General features: G+C 43.6%; 23 protein-coding genes. 7 read left to right on the forward strand and 16 right to left on the reverse strand.

The genetic code is table 11. The annotated features are described in order from the left end of the window. The first annotated feature begins 252 nt into the window (after positions 1–252). Together MHI06_RS25600 and MHI06_RS25605 are read left to right on the forward strand one after the other, a co-directional pair. Positions 253–1,173: an ABC transporter permease subunit gene (locus MHI06_RS25600; protein ID WP_062836494.1), complete on the forward strand. Its 921-nt coding sequence runs from the start codon at positions 253–255 to the stop codon at positions 1,171–1,173. 132 nt (positions 1,174–1,305) lie between these two features. Beyond that, the gene (locus tag MHI06_RS25605; protein ID WP_017692164.1) at positions 1,306–2,184 is read left to right on the forward strand and encodes a carbohydrate ABC transporter permease; all 879 of its coding nucleotides are present in this window, start codon (positions 1,306–1,308) and stop codon (positions 2,182–2,184) included. A gap of 44 nt (positions 2,185–2,228) precedes the next feature. Here MHI06_RS25605 and MHI06_RS25610 read toward each other — a convergent pair whose 3' ends face one another. Next, positions 2,229–2,420 carry an aspartyl-phosphate phosphatase Spo0E family protein gene (locus MHI06_RS25610; protein ID WP_169481410.1) on the reverse strand — a complete coding sequence of 64 codons (192 nt, stop codon included), beginning with the start codon at positions 2,418–2,420 and terminating at the stop codon, positions 2,229–2,231. A 283-nt stretch (positions 2,421–2,703) separates the two neighbouring features. Continuing rightward, positions 2,704–3,420, reverse strand: coding sequence for a MarR family transcriptional regulator (locus tag MHI06_RS25615; protein WP_340399519.1), 717 nt, complete (start codon positions 3,418–3,420; stop codon positions 2,704–2,706). 390 nt (positions 3,421–3,810) lie between these two features. On the opposite strand from MHI06_RS25615, the gene MHI06_RS25620 reads away from it, so the two are divergent. Continuing rightward, positions 3,811–5,391, forward strand: a complete 1,581-nt coding sequence (locus tag MHI06_RS25620) for an FAD-dependent monooxygenase (RefSeq protein ID WP_340399520.1) — start codon at positions 3,811–3,813, stop codon at positions 5,389–5,391. Positions 5,392–5,512: 121 nt separating this feature from the next. On the opposite strand, the gene MHI06_RS25625 is transcribed toward MHI06_RS25620, so the two are convergent. Beyond that, positions 5,513–5,836, reverse strand: coding sequence for a helix-turn-helix transcriptional regulator (locus tag MHI06_RS25625; protein WP_036606795.1), 324 nt, complete (start codon positions 5,834–5,836; stop codon positions 5,513–5,515). Between the two features lie 205 nt (positions 5,837–6,041). Between MHI06_RS25625 and MHI06_RS25630 the strand changes: the two genes are divergently transcribed. Further along, positions 6,042–7,421 carry an MFS transporter gene (locus MHI06_RS25630; protein ID WP_169481407.1) on the forward strand — a complete coding sequence of 460 codons (1,380 nt, stop codon included), beginning with the start codon at positions 6,042–6,044 and terminating at the stop codon, positions 7,419–7,421. Between the two features lie 196 nt (positions 7,422–7,617). Here MHI06_RS25630 and MHI06_RS25635 read toward each other — a convergent pair whose 3' ends face one another. From MHI06_RS25635 to MHI06_RS25645, 3 genes are all read right to left on the reverse strand, one after another. Continuing rightward, on the reverse strand, positions 7,618–8,067 hold the full coding sequence (locus tag MHI06_RS25635) for a nuclear transport factor 2 family protein (protein ID WP_062836373.1): 450 nt from the start codon (positions 8,065–8,067) through the stop codon (positions 7,618–7,620). Between the two features lie 218 nt (positions 8,068–8,285). Further along, the gene (locus MHI06_RS25640; RefSeq protein WP_017692155.1) at positions 8,286–8,693 is read right to left on the reverse strand and encodes an Rrf2 family transcriptional regulator; all 408 of its coding nucleotides are present in this window, start codon (positions 8,691–8,693) and stop codon (positions 8,286–8,288) included. Positions 8,694–8,798: 105 nt separating this feature from the next. Next, positions 8,799–9,638 carry a helix-turn-helix domain-containing protein gene (locus MHI06_RS25645; RefSeq protein WP_340399521.1) on the reverse strand — a complete coding sequence of 280 codons (840 nt, stop codon included), beginning with the start codon at positions 9,636–9,638 and terminating at the stop codon, positions 8,799–8,801. A 118-nt stretch (positions 9,639–9,756) separates the two neighbouring features. Between MHI06_RS25645 and MHI06_RS25650 the strand changes: the two genes are divergently transcribed. Both MHI06_RS25650 and MHI06_RS25655 read left to right on the forward strand, forming a co-directional pair. Beyond that, the gene (locus tag MHI06_RS25650; protein WP_340399522.1) at positions 9,757–10,761 is read left to right on the forward strand and encodes a Gfo/Idh/MocA family oxidoreductase; all 1,005 of its coding nucleotides are present in this window, start codon (positions 9,757–9,759) and stop codon (positions 10,759–10,761) included. Between the two features lie 20 nt (positions 10,762–10,781). Continuing rightward, complete coding sequence (locus MHI06_RS25655) at positions 10,782–11,729, forward strand: aldo/keto reductase (protein ID WP_340399523.1); 948 nt, start codon at positions 10,782–10,784, stop codon at positions 11,727–11,729. Between the two features lie 270 nt (positions 11,730–11,999). On the opposite strand, the gene MHI06_RS25660 is transcribed toward MHI06_RS25655, so the two are convergent. Together MHI06_RS25660 and MHI06_RS25665 are read right to left on the reverse strand one after the other, a co-directional pair. Beyond that, on the reverse strand, positions 12,000–13,019 hold the full coding sequence (locus MHI06_RS25660; protein WP_169481403.1) for a Gfo/Idh/MocA family oxidoreductase: 1,020 nt from the start codon (positions 13,017–13,019) through the stop codon (positions 12,000–12,002). A gap of 55 nt (positions 13,020–13,074) precedes the next feature. Next, positions 13,075–13,851, reverse strand: a complete 777-nt coding sequence (locus MHI06_RS25665; protein WP_169481402.1) for a sugar phosphate isomerase/epimerase — start codon at positions 13,849–13,851, stop codon at positions 13,075–13,077. A gap of 198 nt (positions 13,852–14,049) precedes the next feature. On the opposite strand from MHI06_RS25665, the gene MHI06_RS25670 reads away from it, so the two are divergent. Next, a complete protein-coding gene (locus tag MHI06_RS25670) occupies positions 14,050–14,877 on the forward strand; it encodes an AraC family transcriptional regulator (RefSeq protein ID WP_340399524.1) in 828 nt (275 codons plus the stop codon). A 155-nt stretch (positions 14,878–15,032) separates the two neighbouring features. Here the strand turns inward: MHI06_RS25670 and MHI06_RS25675 are convergent, their stop codons facing one another. The 8 genes from MHI06_RS25675 to MHI06_RS25710 form a co-directional block, all read right to left on the reverse strand. Further along, a complete protein-coding gene (locus tag MHI06_RS25675; protein WP_340399525.1) occupies positions 15,033–16,130 on the reverse strand; it encodes a patatin-like phospholipase family protein in 1,098 nt (365 codons plus the stop codon). Next, on the reverse strand, positions 16,114–17,097 hold the full coding sequence (locus MHI06_RS25680) for a diguanylate cyclase regulator RdcB family protein (RefSeq protein ID WP_340399526.1): 984 nt from the start codon (positions 17,095–17,097) through the stop codon (positions 16,114–16,116). The genes MHI06_RS25675 and MHI06_RS25680 overlap by 17 nt, the downstream gene beginning before the upstream one ends. Next, a complete protein-coding gene (locus MHI06_RS25685; RefSeq protein WP_340399527.1) occupies positions 17,094–19,508 on the reverse strand; it encodes a dynamin family protein in 2,415 nt (804 codons plus the stop codon). The genes MHI06_RS25680 and MHI06_RS25685 overlap by 4 nt, the downstream gene beginning before the upstream one ends. Before the next feature lie 181 nt (positions 19,509–19,689). After that, entirely contained in the window at positions 19,690–20,826 is a 1,137-nt protein-coding gene (locus MHI06_RS25690; RefSeq protein ID WP_340399528.1) for an RNaseH domain-containing protein, read from the reverse strand. Positions 20,827–21,162: 336 nt separating this feature from the next. After that, positions 21,163–21,291, reverse strand: a complete 129-nt coding sequence (locus MHI06_RS25695; RefSeq protein ID WP_340399529.1) for a hypothetical protein — start codon at positions 21,289–21,291, stop codon at positions 21,163–21,165. A gap of 12 nt (positions 21,292–21,303) precedes the next feature. Then, positions 21,304–22,011 (reverse strand): hypothetical protein, encoded by a 708-nt coding sequence (locus MHI06_RS25700; protein WP_340399530.1) that lies wholly within the window; start codon positions 22,009–22,011, stop codon positions 21,304–21,306. 10 nt (positions 22,012–22,021) lie between these two features. Next, positions 22,022–23,920, reverse strand: a complete 1,899-nt coding sequence (gene pglZ / locus MHI06_RS25705) for a BREX-3 system phosphatase PglZ (protein WP_340399531.1) — start codon at positions 23,918–23,920, stop codon at positions 22,022–22,024. 19 nt (positions 23,921–23,939) lie between these two features. Then, a complete protein-coding gene (locus tag MHI06_RS25710) occupies positions 23,940–26,777 on the reverse strand; it encodes a DNA methyltransferase (RefSeq protein WP_340399532.1) in 2,838 nt (945 codons plus the stop codon). Between the last annotated feature and the right edge of the window lie 5 nt (positions 26,778–26,782).

The raw sequence follows: 26,782 nt of genomic DNA on the forward strand, positions 1-26,782 counted from the left end.
TACATTTCTATATGATTTTATGTTCTCTCGTTTTCCTGTGACTTGAAATCCTCTGTTTCCATCAACAAGTTAATATTTCAACATCCGCATTGAAATGTTGTTCTATAGTCCGCCCTTTTCCGTTGCTATAATTCAGTTGCTCCACTCTGTGCAGAGGCTTGCTCGCCTCATCATGCCGGAGCTGGACGAGATAAAGGAGGGACCCTGATGGCTATGGAACAACCGTTAACAACCAATACGCCGGTGCGAAAAATGACACCCCATGCACGCAAACGTACCCGCTGGAATTTCAAACGCACGTGGCCTCTGCATCTGATGCTGCTGCCTGCTGTACTGCTTACATTACTGTTCGCCTATGTGCCCATGGGCGGCATTATCATTGCTTTTCAAGATTTCAAACCGTGGCTAGGATTCACTGGCTCCAAATGGGTAGGCTGGGACAACTTCAGGTTCATGTTCGAATATCCCGACAGCGTTCAGGTCATCTGGAACACGGTACTGATTGCTTCCATGAAAATTGTGGCCGGACTTGTGGCCCCCGTGGTGTTCGCCATTTTGCTGAATGAGGTTCGGAACTCCACGTTCAAACGTTTCTCACAAACCTTGGTGTATCTGCCCCATTTCCTGTCCTGGGTTGTTCTTGGTGGTATATTACTCGACATGTTATCACCGGAAGGTGGGCTGGTAAACCAGGTGTTAGCGGCGGCTGGCGTTGAACCGATCTTCTTTTTGGGGGATGGAGACTGGTTCCGTGTAACGGTAGTTGTCAGTGATGTGTGGAAGGAGTTTGGATTCGGTACGATTGTATTTCTAGCAGCACTTGCGGGTATTAACCCGGCATTGTATGAGGCTTCGGAGGTGGATGGGGCAACACGACTTAGACAGACATTACACATTACCCTGCCTGCACTCGTGCCGATGATTATCGTGGTAGGTACGTTATCGCTGGGCAATATCCTGAATGCAGGCTTTGACCAGATCTTCAACCTTTACAATCCGCTGGTATATGAAAAAGGCGATATTATCGATACCTTTGTCTACCGGATGGGAATTCTGAACGGCAAAATGAGCTTTGCGACCGCCGTTGGACTATTCAAATCATTTGTCGCGATGTTCCTGGTCATCTCTGCGTACCGGATGGCGTACAAAATCGCCAATTACCGTATTTTTTAAGGGGCATTTTGCATACATCCAGACAGCGACTTTCAATCAGCAAGATATAGATCGAAATGGTTTAGTTCGTCTATATCTTGTACACGCGAGCGATTCAAATCGAATTATGCAAAATGCTAAGGAGGAATCAAGGTGTATCACAAAACAACCGGGTACCGTATATTCAATGGCTTCAACCTGATATTCATTGCGGCCGTTTCGATCCTGTGCATCCTGCCGCTGGTCCATATTCTGGCGGTTTCCTTCAGTGGTAAAGCGGCAGCATCCGCCAATCTGGTGACACTTTGGCCGATTGATTTTACGGTGGACGCCTACACCAAAACATTTGGTAACAGTAACTTTCTCAGTGCGCTTTGGATTTCAGTTCAACGTACCGTTCTTGGCACACTGCTCAGTATGACACTTGTTTTCCTGACGGCTTATCCGTTATCCAAGGAGAGTCTGCACTTTAAAGGACGTTCGTTATATGCGTGGTTTTTCATCTTCACGATGCTGTTCAGCGGGGGATTGATTCCGTCCTATATTTTGATCCAGAAGCTTGGACTGATTAATACGATGTGGGCTTTGATTTTGCCAGGAGCGGTGGCTGTTTGGAACCTGATTCTGATGATGAACTTTTTCCGAAACGTGCCGAAAGAGCTGGAAGAAGCCGCATTTATCGATGGAGCCAACCATATTACGACGTTATTCAAAATCTATCTGCCTGTATCCATGCCCGCCATTGCGACGATCTCTTTATTCACGATGGTAGGTCAGTGGAATTCCTGGTTCGACGGGTTGATCTATATGAATGATGCTTCCAAATATCCACTAGCCACGTTAATGCAGACCATTATCGTTCAGCAGGATTTCTCTAATATGAACGTGGATGCAACGCAGCTTCAGAACATGTCTCAGCGTACGGTGAACGCGGCTCAGATCTTTATTGGCGCTCTGCCAATTCTGCTCGTATATCCGTTCTTGCAGCGTTTCTTCGTGAAGGGGATTGTGCTGGGGGCGGTAAAAGAGTAAGGCAAACACAAGGAATCCCTACATGAAATTCTTTGTTCAGAAGGTTATGATTTCAGTTGATTCGCAATTGTTCTCCCGCGAGTTGCGTTGTTATATTCATTAATTAACTCATCCAGCACCATGGATTGGCGAATAACCTCCGGATGCCACAGTTCCGGGTATTGATTTGCAATCTGGTAGAGTCTTTGCCGTGCATGTTCGATACATTCCTGAATGGTTTCCGGATTATGTACCATACTCCCGCCCCCTGTTGTCCTTAAATATCCATCATCCAAAAAAGACCATCTAATATAATATTCGGAACAAGAGGGGATTTGGATTACCCCAAAATTAAAATTTTGGTTATTTTTTCTTGTAAAAGTTATGATTAGCGTGAATCACATGACCTGATCTGCATTTACATTCAATGCAAATAAACCGGATAGGCCACGGCCTGTCCGGTTTTATAGCGTTTATCTCTTTTCCAAAACGACGTCACATGCCGAGATGAATATGAGCGTACTCAGCAGCTTACGTACGCTAATCCTCATAATCCGTAAAGAAAACATGCTCAAGAACGGCCTTAGCCTTCTTCAGGTCACGGGAGTTCAGCGTATCAAGCATCCCCATAATTTCATTCATTTCCTCGTTAATGGTCACTGCTTCCGTATTCTCATTATCGTTATCGTATGAAGCTTCATCGGCATAGGGCATCCCCTCACTAGAAACGATGGATGGCCCATCTTTTTCCGAATGGAACCATGAGGCCTGCGCGGTGTCACGGAGAGCATGCACTAAGAACTGCAATTCTTCTTCGGTATATCGCTGCAAAAAACGATTTGCGCCAAGATCAATTTGTTGATGCATGGCTTGATGTAAACGATAGATGTCTTGACCCCGTTCTGTCATGCGAAACAATACTTCTTTTTTATTATCAGGCAGGTATTCAGGCAGAATGATATTTTTCTGTACCAGCCTTTTGGTGATTTTGGAAACCGTGCCTTTGGAAAAGCCGAATTGCTTCGAAATGGTTATGCCATTTACAGGCTCAAGTGTTCCAATGGCATCCAGCACATGCAGCATGGTAACTGTCATTTCTTCGACTAACTCCTGAACTTCCGGATTAGGGCTATTCTGGAGTAGCCACTCCTTCTCTTCGTCATCTTCCGCTTGGAATTTAATCTGTATGTCTTTCACAGCTTCCAGCACTTCATCAATCAGGTGCTCTTTATTGTGATAGTTTGATGGCTTGATCATCCTTTTTCCTCCAACACTAATGAACTTCATTCCAGTATAGCAAGGACGGGTCTACAATTAAAGTTTCCTAGGAAACAATATTGACAAAAGAACAGAATTTAAACTACTATTGTTGCAAGGAAACTTATTGTTTCTCAGAAACAATAAGTTAAACTAATCATTTACACGATAACGAAGAGGACAGAAAAAACCTGAAAAAGCGAAGCTAAAAGCTTTCTGAAAGAAAGCCTCATCGGAAGCATAATCTCGCCTTTATCACCGGATTTCCCCTTGAGAAAGGGAATCGAAAAAATCTGGGGATAACAGCGATTGGAAGGTTGTTCTGTCATCGAAGTGCCTGTGTAAATAATCTTTAGTTCAATTTATATAATTCAGAGAGGAACATTACAAATGACAGACATACAATCCAATCGATTTCAAGAGAAGGAACAACCGAGTGTGAGTCCATCGAGGGAAGATTACGATATCGACGTATTGGTTGCAGGCGCTGGCCCGACCGGCTCTACATTAGCAGCAGATCTCTTGCGCCGCGGCCTTCGTGTCCGACTGGTCGACAAGGCTCCCCACGCCTTCAAGGGTTCTCGTGCCAAGGGAGTACAGCCCCGAACCCAGGAGGTTTTGGAGGACCTCGGCGTGCTGAATGATGCTCATGCGGAGGGAGATGAATACCCGCTCGCAGGTATTCATCTCGGGCCGATCACTGTGCCATGGCGCATGCAACAGCGAAATAAACCTACACCGGATGTACCTTATCCGAATATTCTTCTGCTGGCTCAACACCGCACAGATGCCATTCTGCATAGCCTGCTCAAACGTCAGGGGCTGAAGATTGAATTTAACAACGCGGTGGATTCTTTTGAACAGGATTCCGATGGTGTGACGGTGTCGCTCTCTTCAGGGGAGAAGATTCGCAGCAGATTTCTGGTGGGGGCAGACGGTGGTTCAAGCACCGTTCGTAAAGGTGTTGGAATTCGATTTGTCGGAGAGACCAACGAATCGGATCGTATGCTTATCATCGACGGAACCATCGATGGCTTGTCTCGCAATCGTTGGCATATGTGGCCACGCACAAAAGGTAAATTTGTCGGAGCATGCCCGTTGCCACACTCCGACCAGTTCCAGGTCATGATCAGGTTGGGAGCAAACGAGAACCCAGACCTTGACGAGGCTGTACTTGCCGTTCAGTTCCACAAGCTCACTGGTTTACGACTCTACGATATTACCTGGAGTTCCGTATTCCGACCCAACGTACGACTTGCTGAGCATTATCGGTCAGGTCGTGTCTTCCTTGCAGGCGATGCGGCCCACGTCCATACCCCAGCCGGTGCGCAAGGACTCAATACCGGTGTACAGGATGCTTACAACCTCGGCTGGAAGATAAGTCAGGTCATTGCTGGTGCGCCTGATCGCTTGCTTGACAGCTATGAAGCTGAACGTCAACCTATTGCCGCACGCGTACTTGGAAAATCCAGCGAGTTGTACGCCAAGCTCGATAATAAACGTCTCGCCAGTCTCAAACGCGGTGACGAAGAACGTCAGCTCACACTATCGTATCATGGTGGTCCACTTAGCTCTGAGAATGCATCAGCGACCAAGTCACTTCAGGTCGGAGATCGAGCACCCGATGCTCCATGCATCGGCCCAGGCGGGGTAAAACGACTATTTGACGTCCTCCGTGGACCGCAATTCACCTTGCTTGCCTTTGGAGCAAATGCCGCTCATATCCTCCCCGACCTGAACTGGCCGGACAGTGGTGCCGAATTGCATCGCTACATCGTCAGTATCGGTAATGAAGCCGATCAGAATATTATCAACGATACCACCAAAAAACTGACCGACATCTATGGTATTAACAGCGACACGCTGGTATTGATTCGACCCGATGGTTACATCGGCAGCATCATCAAGAATGACTGGCAGGCGGAGTTTGAGAATGTGATCAGCATCGTTACCCCGCCACGTTCAGTGTAACTTCTCGATTTGAAGTTAATTGATCTTAAACCGTAATCCCCTAAACGATTAACTTGTTTAGGTTTTTTTTCAATTCAGAAAATAAAAATGTCCCCTCTTCGACCTGAAGAAAGGACAACATTTAGGAAGGATCTGTGCTCGACTGAGCTGCGGCCTGCAATAACGGTTGCAGTAGTCCTGGAAAGCGCGTTTCCAGATCATCGGATCGCAGGGTGAGAAAATGCTGAGTGCCCTGCACTCTGACCCGAATAACTCCGGCTTCCCGCAAGGTACGAATGTGATGCGACATCGTTGACTTCACAACAGGTGCATGAAAATGACTGCACGGCTGCTCTCCGCTTCTCGCTGCTTCCGCAACAATCCCAAGACGGGTCGGGTCGCTTAACGCATACAATACGGAGGAAAGTTCAATATCTGACACCTGTGGATGATGTAAAATCTTCATATTGTAGTCTCCTTTTTTCAGACTATCCATTGTATTTTAACACAGATCCATGATATATTTCTAATGTTCGACACCAATCGAACTTTAATGATTTCGTTATGTAACCCCTGCTGTCAGGCACGGGATTGACATCATACTACATTTTGCAAATGTTACACACCGTTTCTGAAATGTTGCGAAATACACATCACTCTAGGAGGTTTTTATGAACAACACCGCAACCGCATCATCAGGGGAACGGACCGGAATACAGGAAGGTTTAATTGTAAGCTTGCTTGGCTTCACCGTTGTACTCGTTGTGATGAATACAATGATGTTTAATCTGGCCCTGCCCAAAATTGCAGCCGAATTTATGCTTACATCCGTCGCTTCTTCATGGATTGTTACAGGGTATTCCATTGTATTTGCCATTTCCTCGATTACGTTCTCACGTCTATCCGATTTCATACCTATTCGTACATTATTCACGACCGGGCTTACGTTACTTGGTGCGGCATCCGTTCTCGGGTTCTTCAGTAATCACTTCATCATTTTGCTCATTGCACGTCTGATTCAGGCTGCGGGTGCTGCATCGGTTCCGGGGCTTGCCATTGTGCTGATTACCCGGTACATTCCGAATGATCGCCGGGGTAAATCGATGGCTGTCATCATGTCCGCCAGTTCACTGGGTCTTGGGCTCGGTCCCGTCATCGGCGGAAGTATTACACAATTTCTGGGATGGCACGATCTGTTTATCGTTACAGGACTAACGTTATTCTTGATTCCTGTATTCTTCAAACTGCTCCCGCGGGAAACACCGCAAAAAGGTTCATTTGACCTGCTGGGTGCCATTCTTCTCGCCATCGGTACTACCGGTGTGCTGTTATTCCTGACTTCCCGTCAGTGGTTCACGCTTGTCATCGGTGCTGCTGCACTGCTTCTGTTCTGGCTCCGAATTCGGCGCGCGGCAGATCCATTTGTCCAACCTGCTTTGTTCAAAGACAAAAAATATATGATGCTCAGCTCGCTGGGGATTGTATCCTACATCAATAACTTCTCAACATTGTTCCTGTTACCGCAGATTCTGGCGCATCTGTATGGGCTGACACCTGCTCAATCCGGGCTTGTCATCTTCCCGGGTGCAGTCGTGTCTATGCTGCTCTCCAACCGCATCGGCCGCATGATTGACCGACACGGCAATACGTTGCTATTGAAATTTGCACCATGGCTGCTACTGGCAGCTGCCGGGCTATTCGCCTTATTTGCAGACAATAACATCTACGCCATTATGGCTGTCTATGTCCTTCTCAGCGTTGGCTTCTCTTCCCTGACCACCAGCGTGTCCAATGAATTGTCAGGCAATCTGACCATGGATCAGGTGGGTGCAGGTATGGGGCTGTTCCAACTCAGTCAATTCTTCAGCGGTGCTTTCAGTGTTGCTGTTACTGGTGTAGCATTGACGGCGATGCAAAATATGCCGCTGTCCTCAGCGTACACCAATATTTTCTGGGGAATGACTGTGGTCGCACTCGCATCGGTTATTTTCTCTCAGGTGTATCTGAGAATGCAGTCACGGAAAGTCACGGAAACAAGTAGCCGGATCTAACATCTCATTTAACCAAAAGAAGTCAGGAAGGGACCCTCGGGTTCCGAACCTGGCTTTTTTCTTTCCCATTTTCTATGCATCTGTCAGCTGCCCCTCTCCCACAAACACAAAAAAGCCCCAAGGATGCGTTCATCACGCTCTTCGGGGCTATTATTTTAATGTTGACCAGCTTCTCTATTCTTCTATACGGATTATACTATTCAAACAGGTCCAGACGAAGACGTTTCAGACTCGTATGTTTGATGTACCACTGGCCATCGATTTTGACAAAAGTCTCGTGGTAGTGCCCAAATCCGTGGAACGATTTGTTCTCATTGCCCTCCGGGAACGTTACCCAATCTTCCATTGGGGAGATGACCTTCGCTTCGTTCTCGGATACAAATTCAACTTCGGCGCTATGTACATGGTGCACGGTTACGGCAACATCCACCAGATCACGGAATACTTGTACGATCGTATCACGGCCTGTTAATACCGGAATCGGATTGCCTTCTGTACTGAAATCGGCGATTGCATCCGGAGCGAACACGTCACCCAAGGTATCCCATTGTTTGGTATCAATATAGCGGCAATAGCGCGCCTTGGTGTTCCGAATGTTTTCCAGTGCGAGCAATTGTTCCAGTCCTGTAATCGTTGATTGGCTCATGTGTTGTCCCTCCAGAGATGTAAAATGTGATATAAGATTGGATCAAATATGTATGCACCTATACCTTCCTTATTGTACCCTTCGACATCTATTAGGTACAACGATACAAAAAAATCTTTCCTTACCTCTCGCGAGGATGGGAAAGATCTAGATATACCTATGTTCCAGACGAGTTAACCACGTGGATTGAAGCTACAGTTCTAGCTGCAAGTTTTAAATTACAGGGAATGTGCACCCTTCATTTGAGAAGCAAGTTCTGACATCTTTTTATTGTTCAAAAAACTCTCCATCTCTTCCTCCGCCTGCACCATCACCTGCTGGATCAAACAACCTGCGTTATGATTCTGGGAACATTCGAACAGAGACGCCTGACCTTCAATCGCATGAATGATCTCCAAGAAGGAAGGATCCGGATTTTTACGACTAAGCCGATAGCCACCATTGGCACCGGATGTAGATTCGATCATGCCCGCCTTAACCAATTTGGTCAGTATTTTGGACAGATAGGTTGGTGACACCTTCTGCAGTTCTGCAAGTTGGTGTACACTAACCAGCTGTTCAGGGGCAGTACTTACAAGATGAAGCATCGTATGCAAAGCATAATTTGTTGCTTTTGAATATTTCATGAGGGCACCTCATTATACACGGATTTAATTTATCCATAATAGACTTGATTGAGCTCTGTGTCAAACCACTATGCCTCAAGCGCTGGCAACATCGAAAGGATCTGGTTAATTGTGATACAATCCGCGGTAATCCGTAGGTGTCATCCCCTCATGGGCCATGAACTGGCGGTTAAAATAACTGGCATTGGGATACCCCGCTTCCTCCGCAATCTGTCCGATGTTGGCCGCAGGCCTTTCCAGCAGCCATTGCTTTGCCATCTGTAGCCGTGAACGAGTAATAAATTCCATGGGCGTCATCTCCACAGCGCTCTTGAACATTTTGCAAAAGTAATACGAACTCACACCTGCGAGATCCGCCCAGTCCTGTAACAGGAAAGGTTGGCAGGCCTCCTGCTGCATCTGTGGAAGCAGCGCAAGAACCCGACTCTCCGCCTTACTTGTGGTGCGTGTGCTCTTTAAAGGTACCGCATGCTGTACGAACTCGGCGAGTACGGCATAAGTCAGTGTGGATAGCTGAGCAGGACGCAGCATGGTGTTTTGTTCCGCTTCAGTCAGCAAAGCCAGATGAGCTTCTTCCCATGAGTTACGCTGCCGTAGTGTCCACAGCAGATTACGATGCAACCCCCGTTCGATCATATAATCATGCAGACGTTCACCGTAAAAATGAACCCATCGTACATCCCATGGATCATCTTCACTGCTGTAATAATGCTGTTGTTGCTGCGGGAAATAAAGCACAGCCTGACCTGCACGAAGCTCATGCACCACCCCGTCCACTTCCACGTATCCTTTGCCCGCAGCGACATAGTGAATATTAAAATTGTTCAGTACACCTGCCTCCCGTAATACGGAATGCTGGGGATGTTCCATATAATGTCCGACCGATTCCGGGTAACAAAAATATGGAATATCCTGCAGGGTTAGCAATACGGTTTGCCTCATCATAACGACTTCTCCTTACTGAACAATATTGTGTTAACTGACTTCAATATATTATCATTTTAATTCATTCATCTATTCCTTATAATCACAATATACATTTATACACAGGAGGATACAACACATGAATTCAGTTCAAAAATTGCGTTGGGGCATTCTTGGTAGCGCTAGCATTGCTGTGGAATCCGTCATTCCAGGCTTGCAGCAATCCGAGTTAAATGAAGTAACCGCGATCGCCAGTCGGGACGAAGATAAAGCCAAGCAGACGGCCGATCAACTTGGGATCGACAAGGCTTATGGCAGTTATGAAGCTTTGCTCGCAGATGATTCCATCGATGCCATATATATCCCGCTACCGAATCATTTGCATCGGGAATGGACGATCCGGGCCGCTGAGGCAGGCAAACATATTTTGTGCGAAAAACCACTGGCTCTGACTGAGCAGGAAGCTCAGGAGATGGTTCAAGCTTGTGCAGATGCAGGTGTGCAGCTGGCTGAAGCATTCATGTACCGCCATCATCCACGTTACGAGCAGATCAGGGATATCATCGCCAGCGGTGAGATCGGTGAGATCCGCGGTATTCACAGTACATTTTCGTTCAATAATTCCAATGCATCCGGCAATGTTCGCTTTCGGCGGGATTGGGGTGGAGGTGCACTGTATGATATCGGATGTTATTCCATCAGCGTAGCACGTCTGCTGCTTGGTCAAGAACCAAGTGCAGCTACCGTGATTGGCATGTTCTCCCCGCAGCATGATCAAGTCGATATGATGGCCTCCGGACTGCTGGAATTCGATAATCACGTTGGTGTGACCTTTGACAGCAGCATGTGGGCAGCCTTCCGCAACACGCTGGAGGTACTGGGGTCCGAGGGCATTATTGAAGTCCCTTCCGCATTTGTCAGCCAGCAAGACAACAGTTCGAACTTCTATGTAACGGCTGGCGGTGAACGCAGAGAGATTAAAGTCCAACAAGTGAACCACTACTCTTTGCAGGGAGATGATATGGCACGTGCCGTCCTTCAGGGCAAAGATCTGCGCTTCGCTCCTTCCGATGCGGTAGCTAATATGAAAGTATTGGAAGCTTGCCTTCGTTCAGCGGAACAACGTACACGAATTACACTATAATCGAGAGGATGAAATGACTTATGGAATATATCGAAATTGCTGGTGCAGGTAAACCCGTCTCCAGATTGATTAAAGGAACCGATTATTTCGTGCATGATGCCTACGATAAAGCAGCTACGAATATGGATGCATTTCTATCCATTGGCGGTAACACCATCGATACAGCGCATATTTATTGTGGTGGAGAGAGTGAAGAAGTCCTTGGTCGTTATATGAAGGAACGCGGTAACCGCGACCAGATTGTCATTCTCACCAAAGGCGCACATCATGACCAGAACGGACCACGCGTTAACGCTGATGCCATCCGTAGTGACTTGCTTGAAAGTCTGGAGCGTCTTCAGACAGATCACGTAGAGATGTATGCCCTGCACCGGGATGATCCCAATACCCCAGTCAGTGTTATTCTCGAAGCACTGAACGAACACATTGATTCCGGCAAAATCGGCGCGATCGGTGCCTCCAACTGGACCTGGCAGCGCCTGGAGGAAGCCAATGCGTACGCTGCGGCGAATGGCCTGAAGGGCTTCACCTTCAGCAGTCCGAATCTCAGTCTCGCCAAAGCAAACGAACCTTTCTGGGAAGGCTGTGTATCAGCAGATGCAGAGACGCTGGCATGGCATGATCAAACCAAGCTTCCATTGCTATCCTGGTCCTCCCAAGCGCGTGGTTTCTTCACTGGACGATTCACACCTGAAGTTCGGGATAACGAAGATCTGGTGCGTGTATTCTACAGTGATGGCAACTGGGAACGGTTGCGCCGGGCTGAACAATTGGCGAATTCCAAGAAAACAACACCAATCCAGATTGCGCTTGCTTATGTATTGAATCAGACGTTCCCAACCTGTGCGCTGATCGGAGCCCAGAATCAGGCAGAACTGCTCTCCTGTGACGAAGGGTCACGTATCACGCTGACTCCAGCTGAAATCGCATGGCTGGATCTGGGCAGTAATGTGCCAGCTGGCATCTAAAGAAAGTTAAACATTCTATCATTTAATTTAATGACTCCAAGAGGCTGATATTCCGCGATAGCGTGAAATGTCAGCCTCTTTCTGTTCTGCACAAGCGATCAGATGTTTTAACCTTGTTGCACGAATTACCATATACACTGTTCACTTTCCCACACTTGCCTGGGAAGAAATAGAGAAGGACTTACCCCAGAACACTTCTCTGAGATAAGTCCCTTATATCATAGATTAGTACATATAAAATGTTAGAAATTGCACTGTCATTCGGTTGAATTACAGCTTAATGATCTGACCTGTCTTCTCGGATTCGAAAGCTGCCAAGATAACTTGCAGGGAACGCAAGCCCTCTTCTCCAGAAATCGCTGGAGGTGTTTGGGTCACAATCGACTCTACAAAAGCATCAATTACGCCACTCGGCACTTGTTTCTCGTTGGTAGCCATGGCTCCGACTTTGTACGTCTCAACTGTACCATTGGTCAGCTCAACAATAACTTCATCGCCTTCGACTGTTCCGATCTTCATAACACCATTCTCGCACCATAGAACTGTACTGTTGTCTCCGGCTCTGTATTGCGTCCAGCTCGCTACCAGCGTTCCGATCGCTCCACTCTTCATGCGCAGCAAGCAAGTCGCGTTGTCGTCAACTTTAGTGCCTTCCTTGTGCAGTGTGCTGATGAAACCAGCCACTTCAGATACTTCATCATCCAGCAAGTAACGGATGAAGTCTGATTTGTGCACGCCCAGGTCGCCCATGGCGCCCATAATCGCTTCTTCTTTACGGAAGAACCAGCTTTCAGCTCCGTCCACACTCCATGCTTCCGGGCCCGGGTGACCGAAGGAAGTACGGAAATTCAGGACTTTTCCCAGTCTGCCGGAGTCGAGAATTTCTTTTGCTTTCACGTGAGGAGGCATTAGGCGCTGGTTGTGTCCAACCATCAGATACACGCCATTTTTCTTAGCAGCTTCGATCATTTGCTCGCCTTCTTCAGTGGATACTGCCATTGGTTTCTCAACCAATACATGCTTGCCTGCATTTGCAGCAGCAATCGCCATTGGTGCATGCAGATAGTTCGGTGTACACACACTAACGGCATCAACCGTTTCGTTTGCAAGCAATTCTTCGTAACTGGAGTACGCTTTACCTCCATAAGTCTCGGCCATCTTCTCCGCACGCTCCACAATTGGATCGGCAAAAGCGACAAGCTCTACGTTCTCATTGGCAGCGTACTCTGGGATATGTCTGCGCTCGGCAATGGCTCCACAGCCGAATACAGCAACTTTAATTTTACTCATGTACATAAGTCTCCTTTGACAAATAGATTAGCATTTTTCATGGTTCGATGGTCCATTAGAATTGGTTCAAATAATTCTGCTTCAGCCAGTTGTAGCTATTGGATACGCTCTCAAGCGGAGGATTCTGACATACGTCTTGCTCCACGATCAACCACTCCACGCCTGCATTCGTAGCGCCTTCAATAACAGCTGGCAGGTCAACTGAACCTTGTCCCAGTTCCAGTGTTTTCATCTGGCCCTGTTCGTCTTTGCTGAAGTCCTTCAGATGAAGCAGCGGCAAACGACCCGCATATTGTTTAATATACTCGATCGGATTTTGTCCCGCAAATTGTACCCAACATACGTCCATTTCCACTTTCACCGCTTCCGGTGATGTTTGAGCGAACATGGCATCAAAGGCATTGGCATCGCCAACCTGGCCGTGGAATTCAAAGTCATGGTTATGGTATCCGAAGATCAATCCTTGCTTCGCCGCTTCAGCTCCATATTGTTGTAACTCAGCGAACAGCTTGGTCCAGCCTTCTTCATTCTCAGGACGATCTTCTGGCATCAGGTAAGGGCAAATGATATATTGTGCACCAATTGTTTTCAGGTAATCGATCTGTTTTTGCAAGTCTTCACGCATCGCATGTAGTGAAACGTGGCTGCTGAATCCTTTCAGTCCAAGTTCATCTAGTAGCGCTTTCATTTCTTCGGCTGGAATGTCACCATATCCGGCAAACTCCACGCCTTCATATCCAAGGGCAGCTACTTTACGCAACGTACCACGAAAATCTGCTGCAGTTTCATCACGGAGTGTAAACAATTGCAAACCAATATTAAGTTTTTTCATGTAGGATACACCTCTGTTCTCAAATTTGCTTTCATTGCTCTATCTGGTATCATCCTAACGCAAAACAGGCTAGAATGAACATATACAATATAGTCAGAACATGAACTATCTGATCAAATTTTATTTCCATCATTTTGCATCTATTGAATGTAGCCCATTTGAATGCATGCAGGATGTACATATTGGGGGATTTCATCTTTGGATACATTAGAGACATCTGTGCTGATCTGTGACTACTCATACCACTATAAGGCGTTCACTCATAATATGAAGGGCGAGCTGCAAACTTATCTGTTCCGCCTGCAGACCGAAGGCTCGTGCAAAGTATATGTACAGGATGAAGAATTCAGGATGACCAGCGGGGATTTGTTACTCTTGAAGCCTGGCGACGACTATCATCTCGTGGTCGATGAACCACATAAGGAAGGACGTTTGTCCAGTGGAGATTATTATCTATTCTGCGAAGGCAGCTGGATCGATCACTGGTGGAAACGGCAGCAACGAGCTACCGTAAGCCGAATTGGAGTGGATGATAAGCTGATCAGCCTATGGCGAAATATGCTACTGGAGAAGCGTCGTGGACCTCTTGAGGAAAATGCGGAGCTAAAGGATGCGTTACTACGCGGATTATGTCTATATATCGACCGGGCAATCACCGAGAATATTCAGACGGATCGGGCAGTTTCCTCTGCGCTAAAGTTAAAACGCTTTATTGAGGAGCATGCCACGGTTACCTTTAAACTTGAAGAAGCCGCACGTTATGCCGGACTCAGCCTGTCGCGTGCAGTCCGTTTATTCAAGGAGCACTACAACCAGACCATGATTCAATACGCGATTGAGATCCGTCTGAATGCAGCACTGGAACGTATGAAATACAGTGAAATGACACTGGAGCATATTGCCGAATCCTGCGGTTTTGCAAGCTATTCCTATTTTCATCGGGTATTCCGATCCCGCATGGGCACTTCCCCTGCCGAGTATCGAGGATCCGAGGAAAGTCTGCTACCTGAGTTGAATCAAGTTTAATTCAACTCAGGTAGCCAGAAATCGCATTACGCCTTGAGCACATCCACATTAGAGCTGACGGCACCTCATCTCGTCATTTCTAATGTGAGTCTTTATTAGACATCAGTAATGCAGTTAGAGACCCCTTAGTACGATTCAACGCTCATAAAGTAAATCTATAATTTCCCAATTACTTCTTCAAAACCGTCACTATCCAGAACCTTGATCGCCTCTTCTCGCATGTCCTCACTTCTCCTGCTCTCACCTACCAGTTCCATTGCTGCAACGGAGTTGGAAATGCATCTTTTTGCATCTTCATACCCTAATGCCATTAATTCTTCAATACGTTCTTCTCTAAAATCAAGAAGGCTAGAAGCGATCCCCTTCGGGTGGAGAGATTTCTTAGGCCTGATTTCAATGACATTCGCATCCGGTAATTCATGACGATTAAACATAGATCCATCCGATAGATTTACAACGATACACTGCTTGAATCCATTTTGCACTAACGGAGCCAACGGGGTATTTCCTCTGGCTGTGCGCTGCCCTCCAACTCCTCCGTCTACATAGTGCTTTCCTTTCACAATGTGACTGCCGTATACAACCGGAATGGCCGCACTAGCCAGAATAACTTGCAATCTCTCCTCGCTAGGAATCTTTGCAAACTCAAAATAATCCGATTCCGGATTATCCTTAATTCCTGATGATGATAACAAATAAGCAAGTATATCATTAGTAGTCCCTCTACTGCGGTATGCAGATATCCAAATGGGAACTCGATAAGTCATTTTATCGAGCTCCAACTCATCGTTTAATAGTTTTCTCAAAAATCCGTCATCCAACAATCCCTTTTGCAAAGAAGCATACATTGAATTGTTCTGCATCTTGTTGCTGACATCAGAAATATTGCCTAGGAATGTAATGTTATCCTTTGCCAACTGGTACAACGAACCCAAAATAGCCAACTGCGGGTGGGAATGCAGTACCCTTGCTCCAAGTGCGTGAAGCATAACCAATGCAAAAGCTCCAGGGTCCAACTTGACAATCTCATCTTGCTGTATCGATCTCCATATCTGTTCCAATCGGGTGATTCCCTCCCGAAACGTCGGCGCCGTCCCAAGCAGCACAGCATTGAGAGCGCCGATGCTGGCACCTGAATATGCACTAGGCTCATAATTATGCTCTGCAAGATATTTTGCTACCCCAACCTCGTACGCTCCTCTGGCTCCACCACCTGAGAAAACTAACCCAAACCGATCAAAAACCCGAGACATAAAACCCCTCACTCTCCAGCCTTACACAAGATTCCTTGTATAACCTCTTGCTTAGTGTTCTTCCATTAAAAACATAAGGCAGATCCCGACTTTGTATAATCGTCTCAATATTTTTTCCTGTATGCTCCCCCGGTTGAAGGTTAAGCGTGTCATTTATTGCTGTATTCAGAGCCACTTTCCTATGATTATGCTTGCTCGAACTAAGCATATAAACCAGCGATTCTTTAGCTATTGCCCGATCTTGGCTCATGGCGGACAACCATTCGTTCGTCGGAATCAATCTCGGGGGAACTCCCTCAAGCCGCTTTAGCGTAATAACGCATTTATCGAATAATTGTTCCCTGAATTCCGAGTTATGCTCATCATATTTTCCAAAGGCACCCCAGCTTAGGCTTTCCAGCACGATCGTGAGCTGAGAGAGAGGAGAAAATCCAGCATAGCTGCCACTCTCCCATCGATCAAACTCCTTATGCATTTGCGCCATAGCACTTTGTCTCATATCGATAGAATCCAAACGCAGATTGACCTCTTTCATTTGTCCCAGAAATTTCTCTTCCAATTCGCCCATTCTTTCGCAGATGAGGCTAACCTCTTCCCGCAGTTCCAGGTGCCGTAGAGCCAATTTTTGCACTCCCGCCCTGGTTTCAGTAAGTTTATAAGTCACATGAGCAAGCGCACGATCGCTGCGGATCTGCTGGGCTTGAAGATGCTCAAGCCACACCACGGCAGATTCCAGACCTGTCGACAGGTTCTGGTCGATCCGTTGTTGCCGTAATGCCGATTTTCCAGAGAACGAATCAACCATCCTTTGAAAGAAACTGTTGTTGGAACTCTCTCGTACCCGTATATGATCTTTGGCCACTTCCAGGCCGTTCACTAAATCGACGATATGTTTATCATGAAGCACGGGTATTTTCTCCAGGAGGTCTTCCAATTCCCGTTGATCGTTATCCGTGACAGTCGTCATGCTTGTACAACCTCCTTGGCAAGATTATTTATCTGCTTCAACTCCAAATGCACGGGAGTAACATCTTCAATGTGATTCTCGGCTACTGAAAGATACTGTTTCATAGCCGCTAATAACTTTCCCAACACTTTCTCATCCGCTTGCTTGTCAGTAAGGCCATCTAAAATATTCCCACGGTATTTGTCCAGATATTGCTTAAGTCCATCAAAGTACGATTTTACGTTACCGCCTAATTCTTTAGTTACGTATGCATTCAAATCGTTGTGAAGTTGCTGATGGGCTTTTTTTAATTCTTTCACAGCTTGCTTGCCTATTTCTCTAGTATCCACGTGATATTCTTGCTCGCTGACTTTGTAAGAGACTGCATGCTCTTTTAACCAAAGTGTATACCATTTTCTCTCATATCTTGTTCTGGTTTTTTCCACAGTCTTCTCTTCCGTAAATTTACTGCTAAGCTGATTAAAATCTACTTTGATCGGTTTTATTTTATGATTTTCAAAAGATAGATTTAAATCAAAGAATTCATTTAAAATATCTGCGGCGTGCTCCAAAATGTTGGAAACATTAATTTGTACTTCCTTATTTATGTCACGCTCTAGGGAGTGGATAATTTGGGTCACACGAGACTGGATCTCCGTTGAAATGACTCCCATATCCTTTTCGAGTACTTTATTGATTTTCGTAATAAAGTCTTCTGCCTCTTCTTTGCTGGAAAACACATTGGGACCGTTTGTTTCTAAAGTAATGAAATCTTGACTAGGCGCATTGAGAATAGACTTAAGCGTATCGAACACAGAAATACCCGTTCCCCTCTTTTTGCGTCTCCCTTCTGTCTCAGCCTGGTTGCGTGCGTCTTCTAAACGCTTCCCATGATCGAATAATTGTTCAATAACGTGTTTTATCGTACGTTCACCATCACTAAAAAGATCATTGGTCATGGAAGTTAGTTTCCCCAACGTTTTTGAGGACAGATCGTCAGCTCTCTGACTCGCCTGAGCAATTCGTTCAATATCTTGCTCAAGCTCTACGATCAGCTTCTTCAGTTCGTTTATGCCAATCGCAACGCTGCCGCTGCGCATCTTCAAGTAGTCGATCACCTCATTGTCATAATGAAGCATTTTGTCCACCGCGGATGAAAGGGAAACGAATGCCGCCTTGCTGTATGACTCTGAAATCACCTGTTCCAGAGGCTCGGAAAAATTACTTTTTTTCCATAACTTTTGCGCCCCTCTTCTTGCCAAGTCAGCATCCTCTATATCTTCCTCCCAATCAATTCCAAGAGCACGCTGTCCAAAATCCTCTACCCACTTGGCTTCTTCCGGAGTCGGCAAAATTCCAGTTGAATCAAGTTCATGTAGCGCATAGTTTGCCAAATAACCAAATTGACTTGAAACAGGGAAAATCCGATTAGATGGGATTTCTTCTTCAAACAGTTCTTTGCCTACATACCGTTGCACTTCAGAAGCATCCATGGAGTTGCGATCCTTTTGGTCGAATTTATTGACCAGCACATACAATCGATCTTTGGAAAAACTGGATATGTAATCAATCTCTTGTCTGACTGCCGCATCAGCTTCAGAATTCAATTGAGTATAATCAAGAACAGACAATACCGCCGAAGCCTTCTGCAGTTGTTCTTGGAGAATTTTTTTCAGATGCCCCTGCCCTGCCTCATTAGGTCCCGGAGTATCAATTAAGGCGAGACTTCCTTGCAATTGTTGTTCCTTGCCCTTCAGGTGGTGAAATTCCACTTCGATGACCGGGAATTCCGTAATCGATGAATACTCTATGATCGGAGAGGTTACATTTAATTTCTCTTCATTACACAGACGGGAAATATCATTAAGAACTTTCAAGAATAAATAAATTCCTTCTGCGCCCGAATAACTAGGTCCAAGCTCCTTTAAATCCCCTGTCAAAATTTCTTGTATCAAGCTTTTGCCATCTTCCGTAGATGCAAATGAAAGCTGATTCACTTCATCTTCGGGTAAACGCTCCATTGCTCCACGCAAAGTACTAAGGGCATGATTAAACGGCCCTAATTTAGGCAGCGTGATGGTCGGAGTAGTCTGGCCAACTTTATGGCGAATGATGGTGGGGAGTGTTGTCATAGGACGATTTCTATTTGGCAACACTTCCCGTCCCACAATTGCATTGATTGTGGTTGATTTGCCGGCTTTCATCGTGCCTACTACAGCCAGCGTCATCTCCAGCCCGCCTACCTTGGTTATTTCATCTTCAAGCGTTTCTATCCATTGTTCTGCCAGCACCACATCCACAGAACGCTCTTGGCTCTGTCCATCCTTCAACAATTCTTCCTCGTTTAACATATCTTTCAACAGATTTCTCTGATGGTTAAGAAGTCTGATGACTTCTTGAACTATGGCATTCATCGTATTGGTATACATCATCTTTCCTCCCAAACATTTGTAGGTCTATTATATCAGGTGAATGGGTAAATATAACTATCACTATCTTTTATATTTATATGATACCTTATCTTCTTGACAACGACTTGTCTCGAACATACGTTCTATTATTTTATCAGTGAATATTACAATAAGCCTCGCATATTGCGAGGCTAGCTCAATACTAATCCAAATTAACAAGCTCTTTGGTAACCAGAACTACGTCATCAGCCTCAACTTCAACCTCTTCATCTAATGATGCGGCGAATTTCCATTCATCATGATGCATGTATTTCTTGAGAATTTCTATAATTCTAAGCGTATAAGGCAACTTCGTATGCTTATCATAAGTAAGACCAACTCTTCTTAACTGATCGACCAAAATAGCTAATTGATCTCTCTCATCATCACTGAATGGACCAAGTGGTATATACTCAACTGCGGTCTGCTGCAAAAGCATTTTAGAAGGTGCATTAAACTTGATATCTTTATTTTTCACCCCAGACCAAGCCGTAGGCCTTCCGCCGATCCCATAGTAAATGCCTACTGCGTCTTTGAAAATGCCAGATTCCTTATTAAATGCTTCTTTTCTCATTGTATTAATGATCCGATACTGCGGCACATCCTCATTGGTATTGATCCGAACAAATCTTAGGCGAGTTTCGTTTTGTAATCGCTCATCCAAAAGGGGAATTTCATCGTAATTAATTCTGCTGTTGGTGATTGAAGGTAGCCAGCCATTTCTCAGAGAAGCGTTTAACAACACAACAATTTCACCAGGCCAGTGCCTTAACTCTTCCTCAACTATAGCTATCATGAATTGATAGAATATCGCACTAGTGCTATTACTGTTTTTCGGCTTATCTAATAATTTAATATGGTCGACATAGAATGGAGCATCGCCTAGCCGAGTCCACGATTCTACCCCCAGCATCTTCATACAAACTTCGGTACCTGACATTCTAGAGACCACAGGAAAGTACTTATTATTCAATTTTATTAAATCAAAAGATAAGACACATTTATCCATAGGAAGCCGGGTTGTATTATTACTTAATATTCCCGCATCATTGAGTAAATCCAAGATTGAACTTATCATACGTGAATCATCCATCTTTTTCTCGTCCGTCAACGGATGAATAAACTGCGTCAATCTGCCACCTTTTCGTAGTGCTTCTCGAACAGCAAATTTCGGATCGGCTCCCTCTCGGAATTCCTCTTTATCATTGATTTCCACTAAAGCCAATGTTCGCACTTTCGAACCATAATGCTTACTACCTATTCTTTTCAAAATTTGATTTACTCGCTTATTATATGCCATTTCTTTGGTATATCTGTCGATCTCAAGTTCAGTAACAATCTCATCGGCAGCATAATGCTCGAACTCAATAACCAGATTGCTATTGCTATTGAATAGATACGCATTACTTGAAATATGTTGATTAAATATGGCCTCAGGTGATTTGGCATGCTTGCCTAATGATTGTTGTTGGGTATTAAATTATTATTGCCCAATGCCCTTTTCGAAGAATATTTACTATTGACTGACAATGCATAGTAACGCTGATAATGCAGGAGATCACTCGCATCTATCTGCTGTTCAATCTGCCCACTTAATCTTTTTAAAGATTCAATGTCAGCTTCATCCAACATCAACTCATAGTATCGATTCGAATCCCGTCCTTGCAGAAATAGAAAAGAAGCCTTCATCGAAGGCCTCAATTTTCTTAATTTCAACACTCTCTGGAAACTGAGCTCCTTGTACGACTTCACCTACTTTAATCATTCATTCACCGCCTTATCTCAAACCAATCATCACCATGTCTAAACCTTGCCGCGTGATTTGTAGCTGACCATTTCTCAAATCGCTTTCAGTTATATCTAGACTAAATGGGAACAAACAAGGTTCCACAGCTATTTGCTTTAATTCTATGGCTGATTTTTCGACTGATTTTAACATGACCTCAATAAGCCATAGTTTGTACTCCAACTTGTAAATCGATATCTTTGCAGCACTCACATATATTTTTTTCTGCTCACTAATTATCCCTAAGTGTTTGTAAGTTCCAAGTACGGCGTTTAATGCTACACTTACGCGTCTACGTTCACCATACAACGCGAATATTTTACGGCTCAACTGCATAGTTGAAAATTCCCCATGAAGCTGAAAAAGACGTCCCACTTGATCAGCAACATCCCTGAAGAATGGATAAGCAAGAAGTATCATTCCCCAGTGTAGAAGCAATCGTTCCTCTCTTGAGGCGTTAACAAACAATTTCAATCCTCGATCCCGGATTTCCTCATTTTCATTGTCGACTAAGACCCAAATTTTAAATAAAATAGTTCTAGCATTCATTCTGGCCTTTGAACCACCAATATCCGCCATCAAACTCTGATCAACAACATCATATAGCTGCTGTCTACTTTCCGATCTTGAGAGTTCCTGTACGATACGGTCTAACTGGTGCAATTGCAATTTTTGATCGAATCCAACTGCTTTTTTCAATCTGACACCTTCATTCTTTTCTTTTCTTAACTCGTACGAAAGGCACGATAACCTCCTCAATGCTGGTTCCACCATGGCTTACAACAACTTCGCCTTCTTTAACAAAAGCTTCTCCACTTTTAGCCGTCAATACATAAAAATCATCTGGAAGTCCAATGGGTTCCCATTTATCCGACGAGTACTTCTGAGCAGCCCGATCTCGTAACTCCTCTGAATTGTAGATCCGAACACGCTCTCCTCGAGTATCCGCCAACATGCCTTCACGAATGCTTCCGATACCTATGCTTTCTTTGTTGCCATGATCAGAGGTTATATATACATCATATCCTGCATCCAATAAATCTTGAAGTAATGATTGTAAGTACTCGGTTTTTAACCATATAGATATTTGCCCATGCATCCCTCTATGGCCTTGAATTGTGTTATGTGTTAACTTATCAACAATATCAACTACGAGTCCAGCAACTTTAATACTCGATTTAGATAATGCCCTAATTTTAGCCTTTTCATATTCCCCTTGCCCTAATGATTTTTCATATGTGATGTGAATCGGCGGAATACCATATCTAGCCCAACAAGCCTTCCATTCTTTTTCCTCATTAGCTGTTGTACCAATAGTTGAGTAGTATGTCTTTGGAATTTCTCCTGAGAATATGGCCTGCCTAGACACTGAAGTCAGTGTAGGAATCCAAGCAAATGTACCATTTTCCTTAAAATCTAAAGAAGACTGTAGCTCAGAACGTATCTGAACCCACTGCACAAAGCTCAAACCATCCATTACAATTATAGCCTTTCTGGGGCTTCCTTGGAGGTGCACATACTCAGCTACTTTATGAAGCATAACTGGTGTATGCTGATCTGATAACGAAGCCAAAGCCCCGTAGTGGTCCTTTAACCAGTTAGCAAATCGTTCTTCTATGACTTGCTCAAGAAACCTTAATTTCTCACTAATTTCCAATGGAGACTCCAACGCAAACATGATTGTTTTCGCTGTGCTGAATAATCCAATAAGATTGATCCAGCCACGTCGATCAACTTCAATTTCTAGCATTTTTTCGATCTGATTAAAGTGCTCCTTAATAGACATGACTCTGGACTGTTCTTCATCATGCGGTTTTACTCCAAATAATAAAGTATTAGGCAGTATATCTTTCTCATTCGATATAGGCAATAATTTTCCTATACGAAATAGACCAGCAAGTGCATCTAGTAATTTAGTATCCCAAAATGGATGGGTTTTTGAAGCTCCCTGTTCTAAGAAAAACCTCCATTCTTTCTGCAAAAAAGAATACATTACATCTGGATCCTGAATGAAATCTGACAGACTCAATCGTGGATCTGTGTTTTTCTGATTCAACACTTCACTAAGATATTTATCAAGAATTTCAGGTATGGAGAAGGAAAGTTGATGACGATTTATACAAAGTAAGATAACTTCTGCAACAGAATCAACGGAGTCATATGGCAATTTGTAAATGCGTTTAAATAAGAAGTCAATGGTATCATTGTCTGACCTTCTGACTGGAATATCATCAACCAAAGATAGTGCATCAAAAGTTCTAAAATCCAGCTCCTTTACTACTGGAGCCGATAACATTGGGAACAGTTCACTTTTGCTTATTGAAATTTGTTTGCTATTAACCCATATATCGTAGGGAATATCACTAGTATCATCAGATTTAGGATGTATTAGCAAATTCATATGGAACGTTTTTTGTCTATATTCACTTTCGTACCAATACCTAAATACGGCCCTATCTTGAAATCCTATAACTTTTACCCCTAACTTCTGCAATTGGCTAATAATGATCTCATCTTGCAGCAAGGAATCAGGGTCAGTCACTAACGTAATAGAGTAGAAAGGTGCTTGAAAATGTTCAAGCACCTTTTGACGCCAATTATTATTCAAATTGTCTACACTTCCTTAACTAAAGGCCAAGTCTGATTTGTGCGTTATCGTAATACATTAACAATTTATCATCCTCTTGAAGTACTTTTTCCGGAAGGCGCTCACCAATTGATACAATTGTTTGATAATCTTTTTCTCCCCAAGCTTTTTTAAAACCTACACGAATAGCTTCGGTTCGGAATTGTTTAAGCTTTTTACGGTTACCGACTAACTCATCTTTATATGTCACAAATTCCCGAAGTAACGATTTTTCACGTAGTTTTTCTAAGTCTGCTTGCTTGTTTGGATCTGGAACATACCAGCGATTCTTGGCTTTAAGTTTTAAAAAAGAATCATTTTTAGGTAGATTTCTCAAGTCTCTAAATCCTGAACTGAGATATGTGTGAACCTGACTGGGCACATCCTCGATTCCTTCGTAAACTAGAAAATTTTGTTCAAGTAGCGTGTTCAATTCAGGTAAAATTTCATGTTTTGCTATATGTTGAATTTCTTTCATATACTGTGGGTGCAGCTCTTGCCTAGTCTGAGGTTTTTTCATAAGTTGCTGTCTAACCCACTCAATAGCACTGTTTTCATCTGAAACGAACAATGAAATTTGAGAAAATTCCTTTGCATGTATACGCTTTTTATCATATTCAGCAACCTGTGTTTCCAAAAAAGCCATTCCCTCCCTCATAGGGAATCTTTGCTCTACACCAATTTGGAAATCTGCTGAAGAAACCGGGACAATATAACCATTTTGGATATGGTAGGCGATCATACGATCAAATAGAATACGCGGTGTTCTTTCAACGATTAAATCTGCTGCTCCCTTCTCACCAATAAATATAGGTAATTTCTCTAGATGTTGCTGCACAAATAACCATGCTGAAGCCTCCGTGTTTTGTTCAAGCATGATTTTCTCAACAAAATCACTTTTTGGCTTATACGCTGAAATAACTAAATCTTGTTTAACTGCTGTAGATGTTGTTATGGCTTTAAAACTTCCTTGCTTCTTGTCTAGTGCAGCAACATTGGCAATAATAAATCCTGCCTTTTCAAGAGCATCTCGAATAGAATTCCAAACACTGGACTGTGAATTACTGAATTCAATCGTTATCCATCTACCTGGCTTTAACACTCTAAAGTATTCTTTGAAACTTTTAACCATTAGAGCATGGTATTCTGTTAAGTGTTTATTTTGAGTCTTGTTCATAATTGCTTCAGTATCATTGTTAGTAAACACACCGAGCCAAGATTCCCAAATAAAATTAAGTTCGGAGTACATTATATTGCTACCAAATGGAGGGTCTGTAAAGATATAATCAATACTATTACTAGCAAAATTTAATTCCGTTGCAGAAGAAGTACTTATGGAAAAATCACCATTTTCGCCAACAATATTTCTTAAACCATTTACAATTGCCTTTTTTCGATCTTTTATCTGTTTAATAATTGCTGTTTCAATTGGAAGAGATGAAACGTATAATGTTCCTTTTAAATAGCCAGCATTGAATCCTCCTCCACCAAAAAAATATTTTTTCAAATGGATTCTGTTCATTTGTGTAGCTCGATACAGTAAGCTTGAAAATAAAAAACCTAAATATGGATTATTTCCTTTCTTAACTAATTCATTTAAATGTCCTAAAACTATTAAGTTTCTCTTTGTGAAGAAGTGATGTACATGCGTGATTCCATTTATATCATTTCTTCTTGCTTCATCCCCTTCAGGCAGTCTCTTAATTGGAAACGAATAGTTCATTTCACTGTTCTCAATCTTGTCAATAAGTGATAAATCATCTATATCTGGCTTCTTGTTAAATGTCTTATTTTTAATAGTATAATTAATCAATACAGGGACTTGTTTAATTATTTTTATAATAGAATCTGTTGCCTTGTCATACTTAGAAACAAAGGTTTTATTTGAAGTTTTCTTTGATATTTCTCCATTGCAATTAGGACAGAAATACTGATCATCAACTTTACCTTCTTTTTCATTAACTGCTACATCAAAAAAAACATATTCATTTAAACAGAATGGACAGTTCAAAACATCAGACCATACTGTAAAGTTTACCTCTCCTTTAGTAATCCTTCCATTGCCATCAACTTGTATCTGTCCGTCTATTGAATGATTAGTCTCATACATCCAAGAGTGTTCAAGCGCAAGTTTACTTGCTATTTCATCAATCTCACGTTCAAACTTTGCAGCATCAAACGTGCCATTTTGATTTCGAGAGATATGTGTTGCCACCGGAGACAAATCATTTAATATTACTTTCCTTTTCCCTAACTTAGAAGTAGAACTAAGTCCATTTTGTGAAATAACTCCGTCATTTCCCACCCTATAACCCATTTCTTTTAGTACTGAAGGACTACCGCACATTTGTGCGGCAACTCCCGTCATCCCTGTGCCGGAAAAGCTGTCTAAAATAATGTCCCCAGGATTAGTATAGTGTAATATATACCTCATAATCGCTTTATAGGGTACTTTTGTGTGGTAGCTGTGAACATTATATAAAGGGTCATTTTTCCCTTCGCTAACATCAGCAGCAAATGGCTCCCTATCGAAGAAGTCGCAATTTATCCCATAGACATCTTTTTTTTGCGTCTCCCAAAGCGAAATAAAATCATTAATCCATGGATTCGGGCATGCTGTATAGTATGGTGGATCGGACAATGCCAATATATGCTCATCTTTACCTTCTGGATAACCCTCAATTTTCTTGAGTTCCGGTAGCTTTTCACGTAATTCCTTTGTAAAATATGCGCGACGCGCTTCATCGTTCTCAAATGTTAAACCCAAACAAGTTACTAAGCCTGTTTGGGTTTCATTTTCCATATCAAAAAGGATTCCTTGTTGTAATTCATCACTCATATCTT

Source organism: Paenibacillus sp. FSL H8-0079, from assembly GCF_037991315.1.
Classification (GTDB): domain Bacteria; phylum Bacillota; class Bacilli; order Paenibacillales; family Paenibacillaceae; genus Paenibacillus.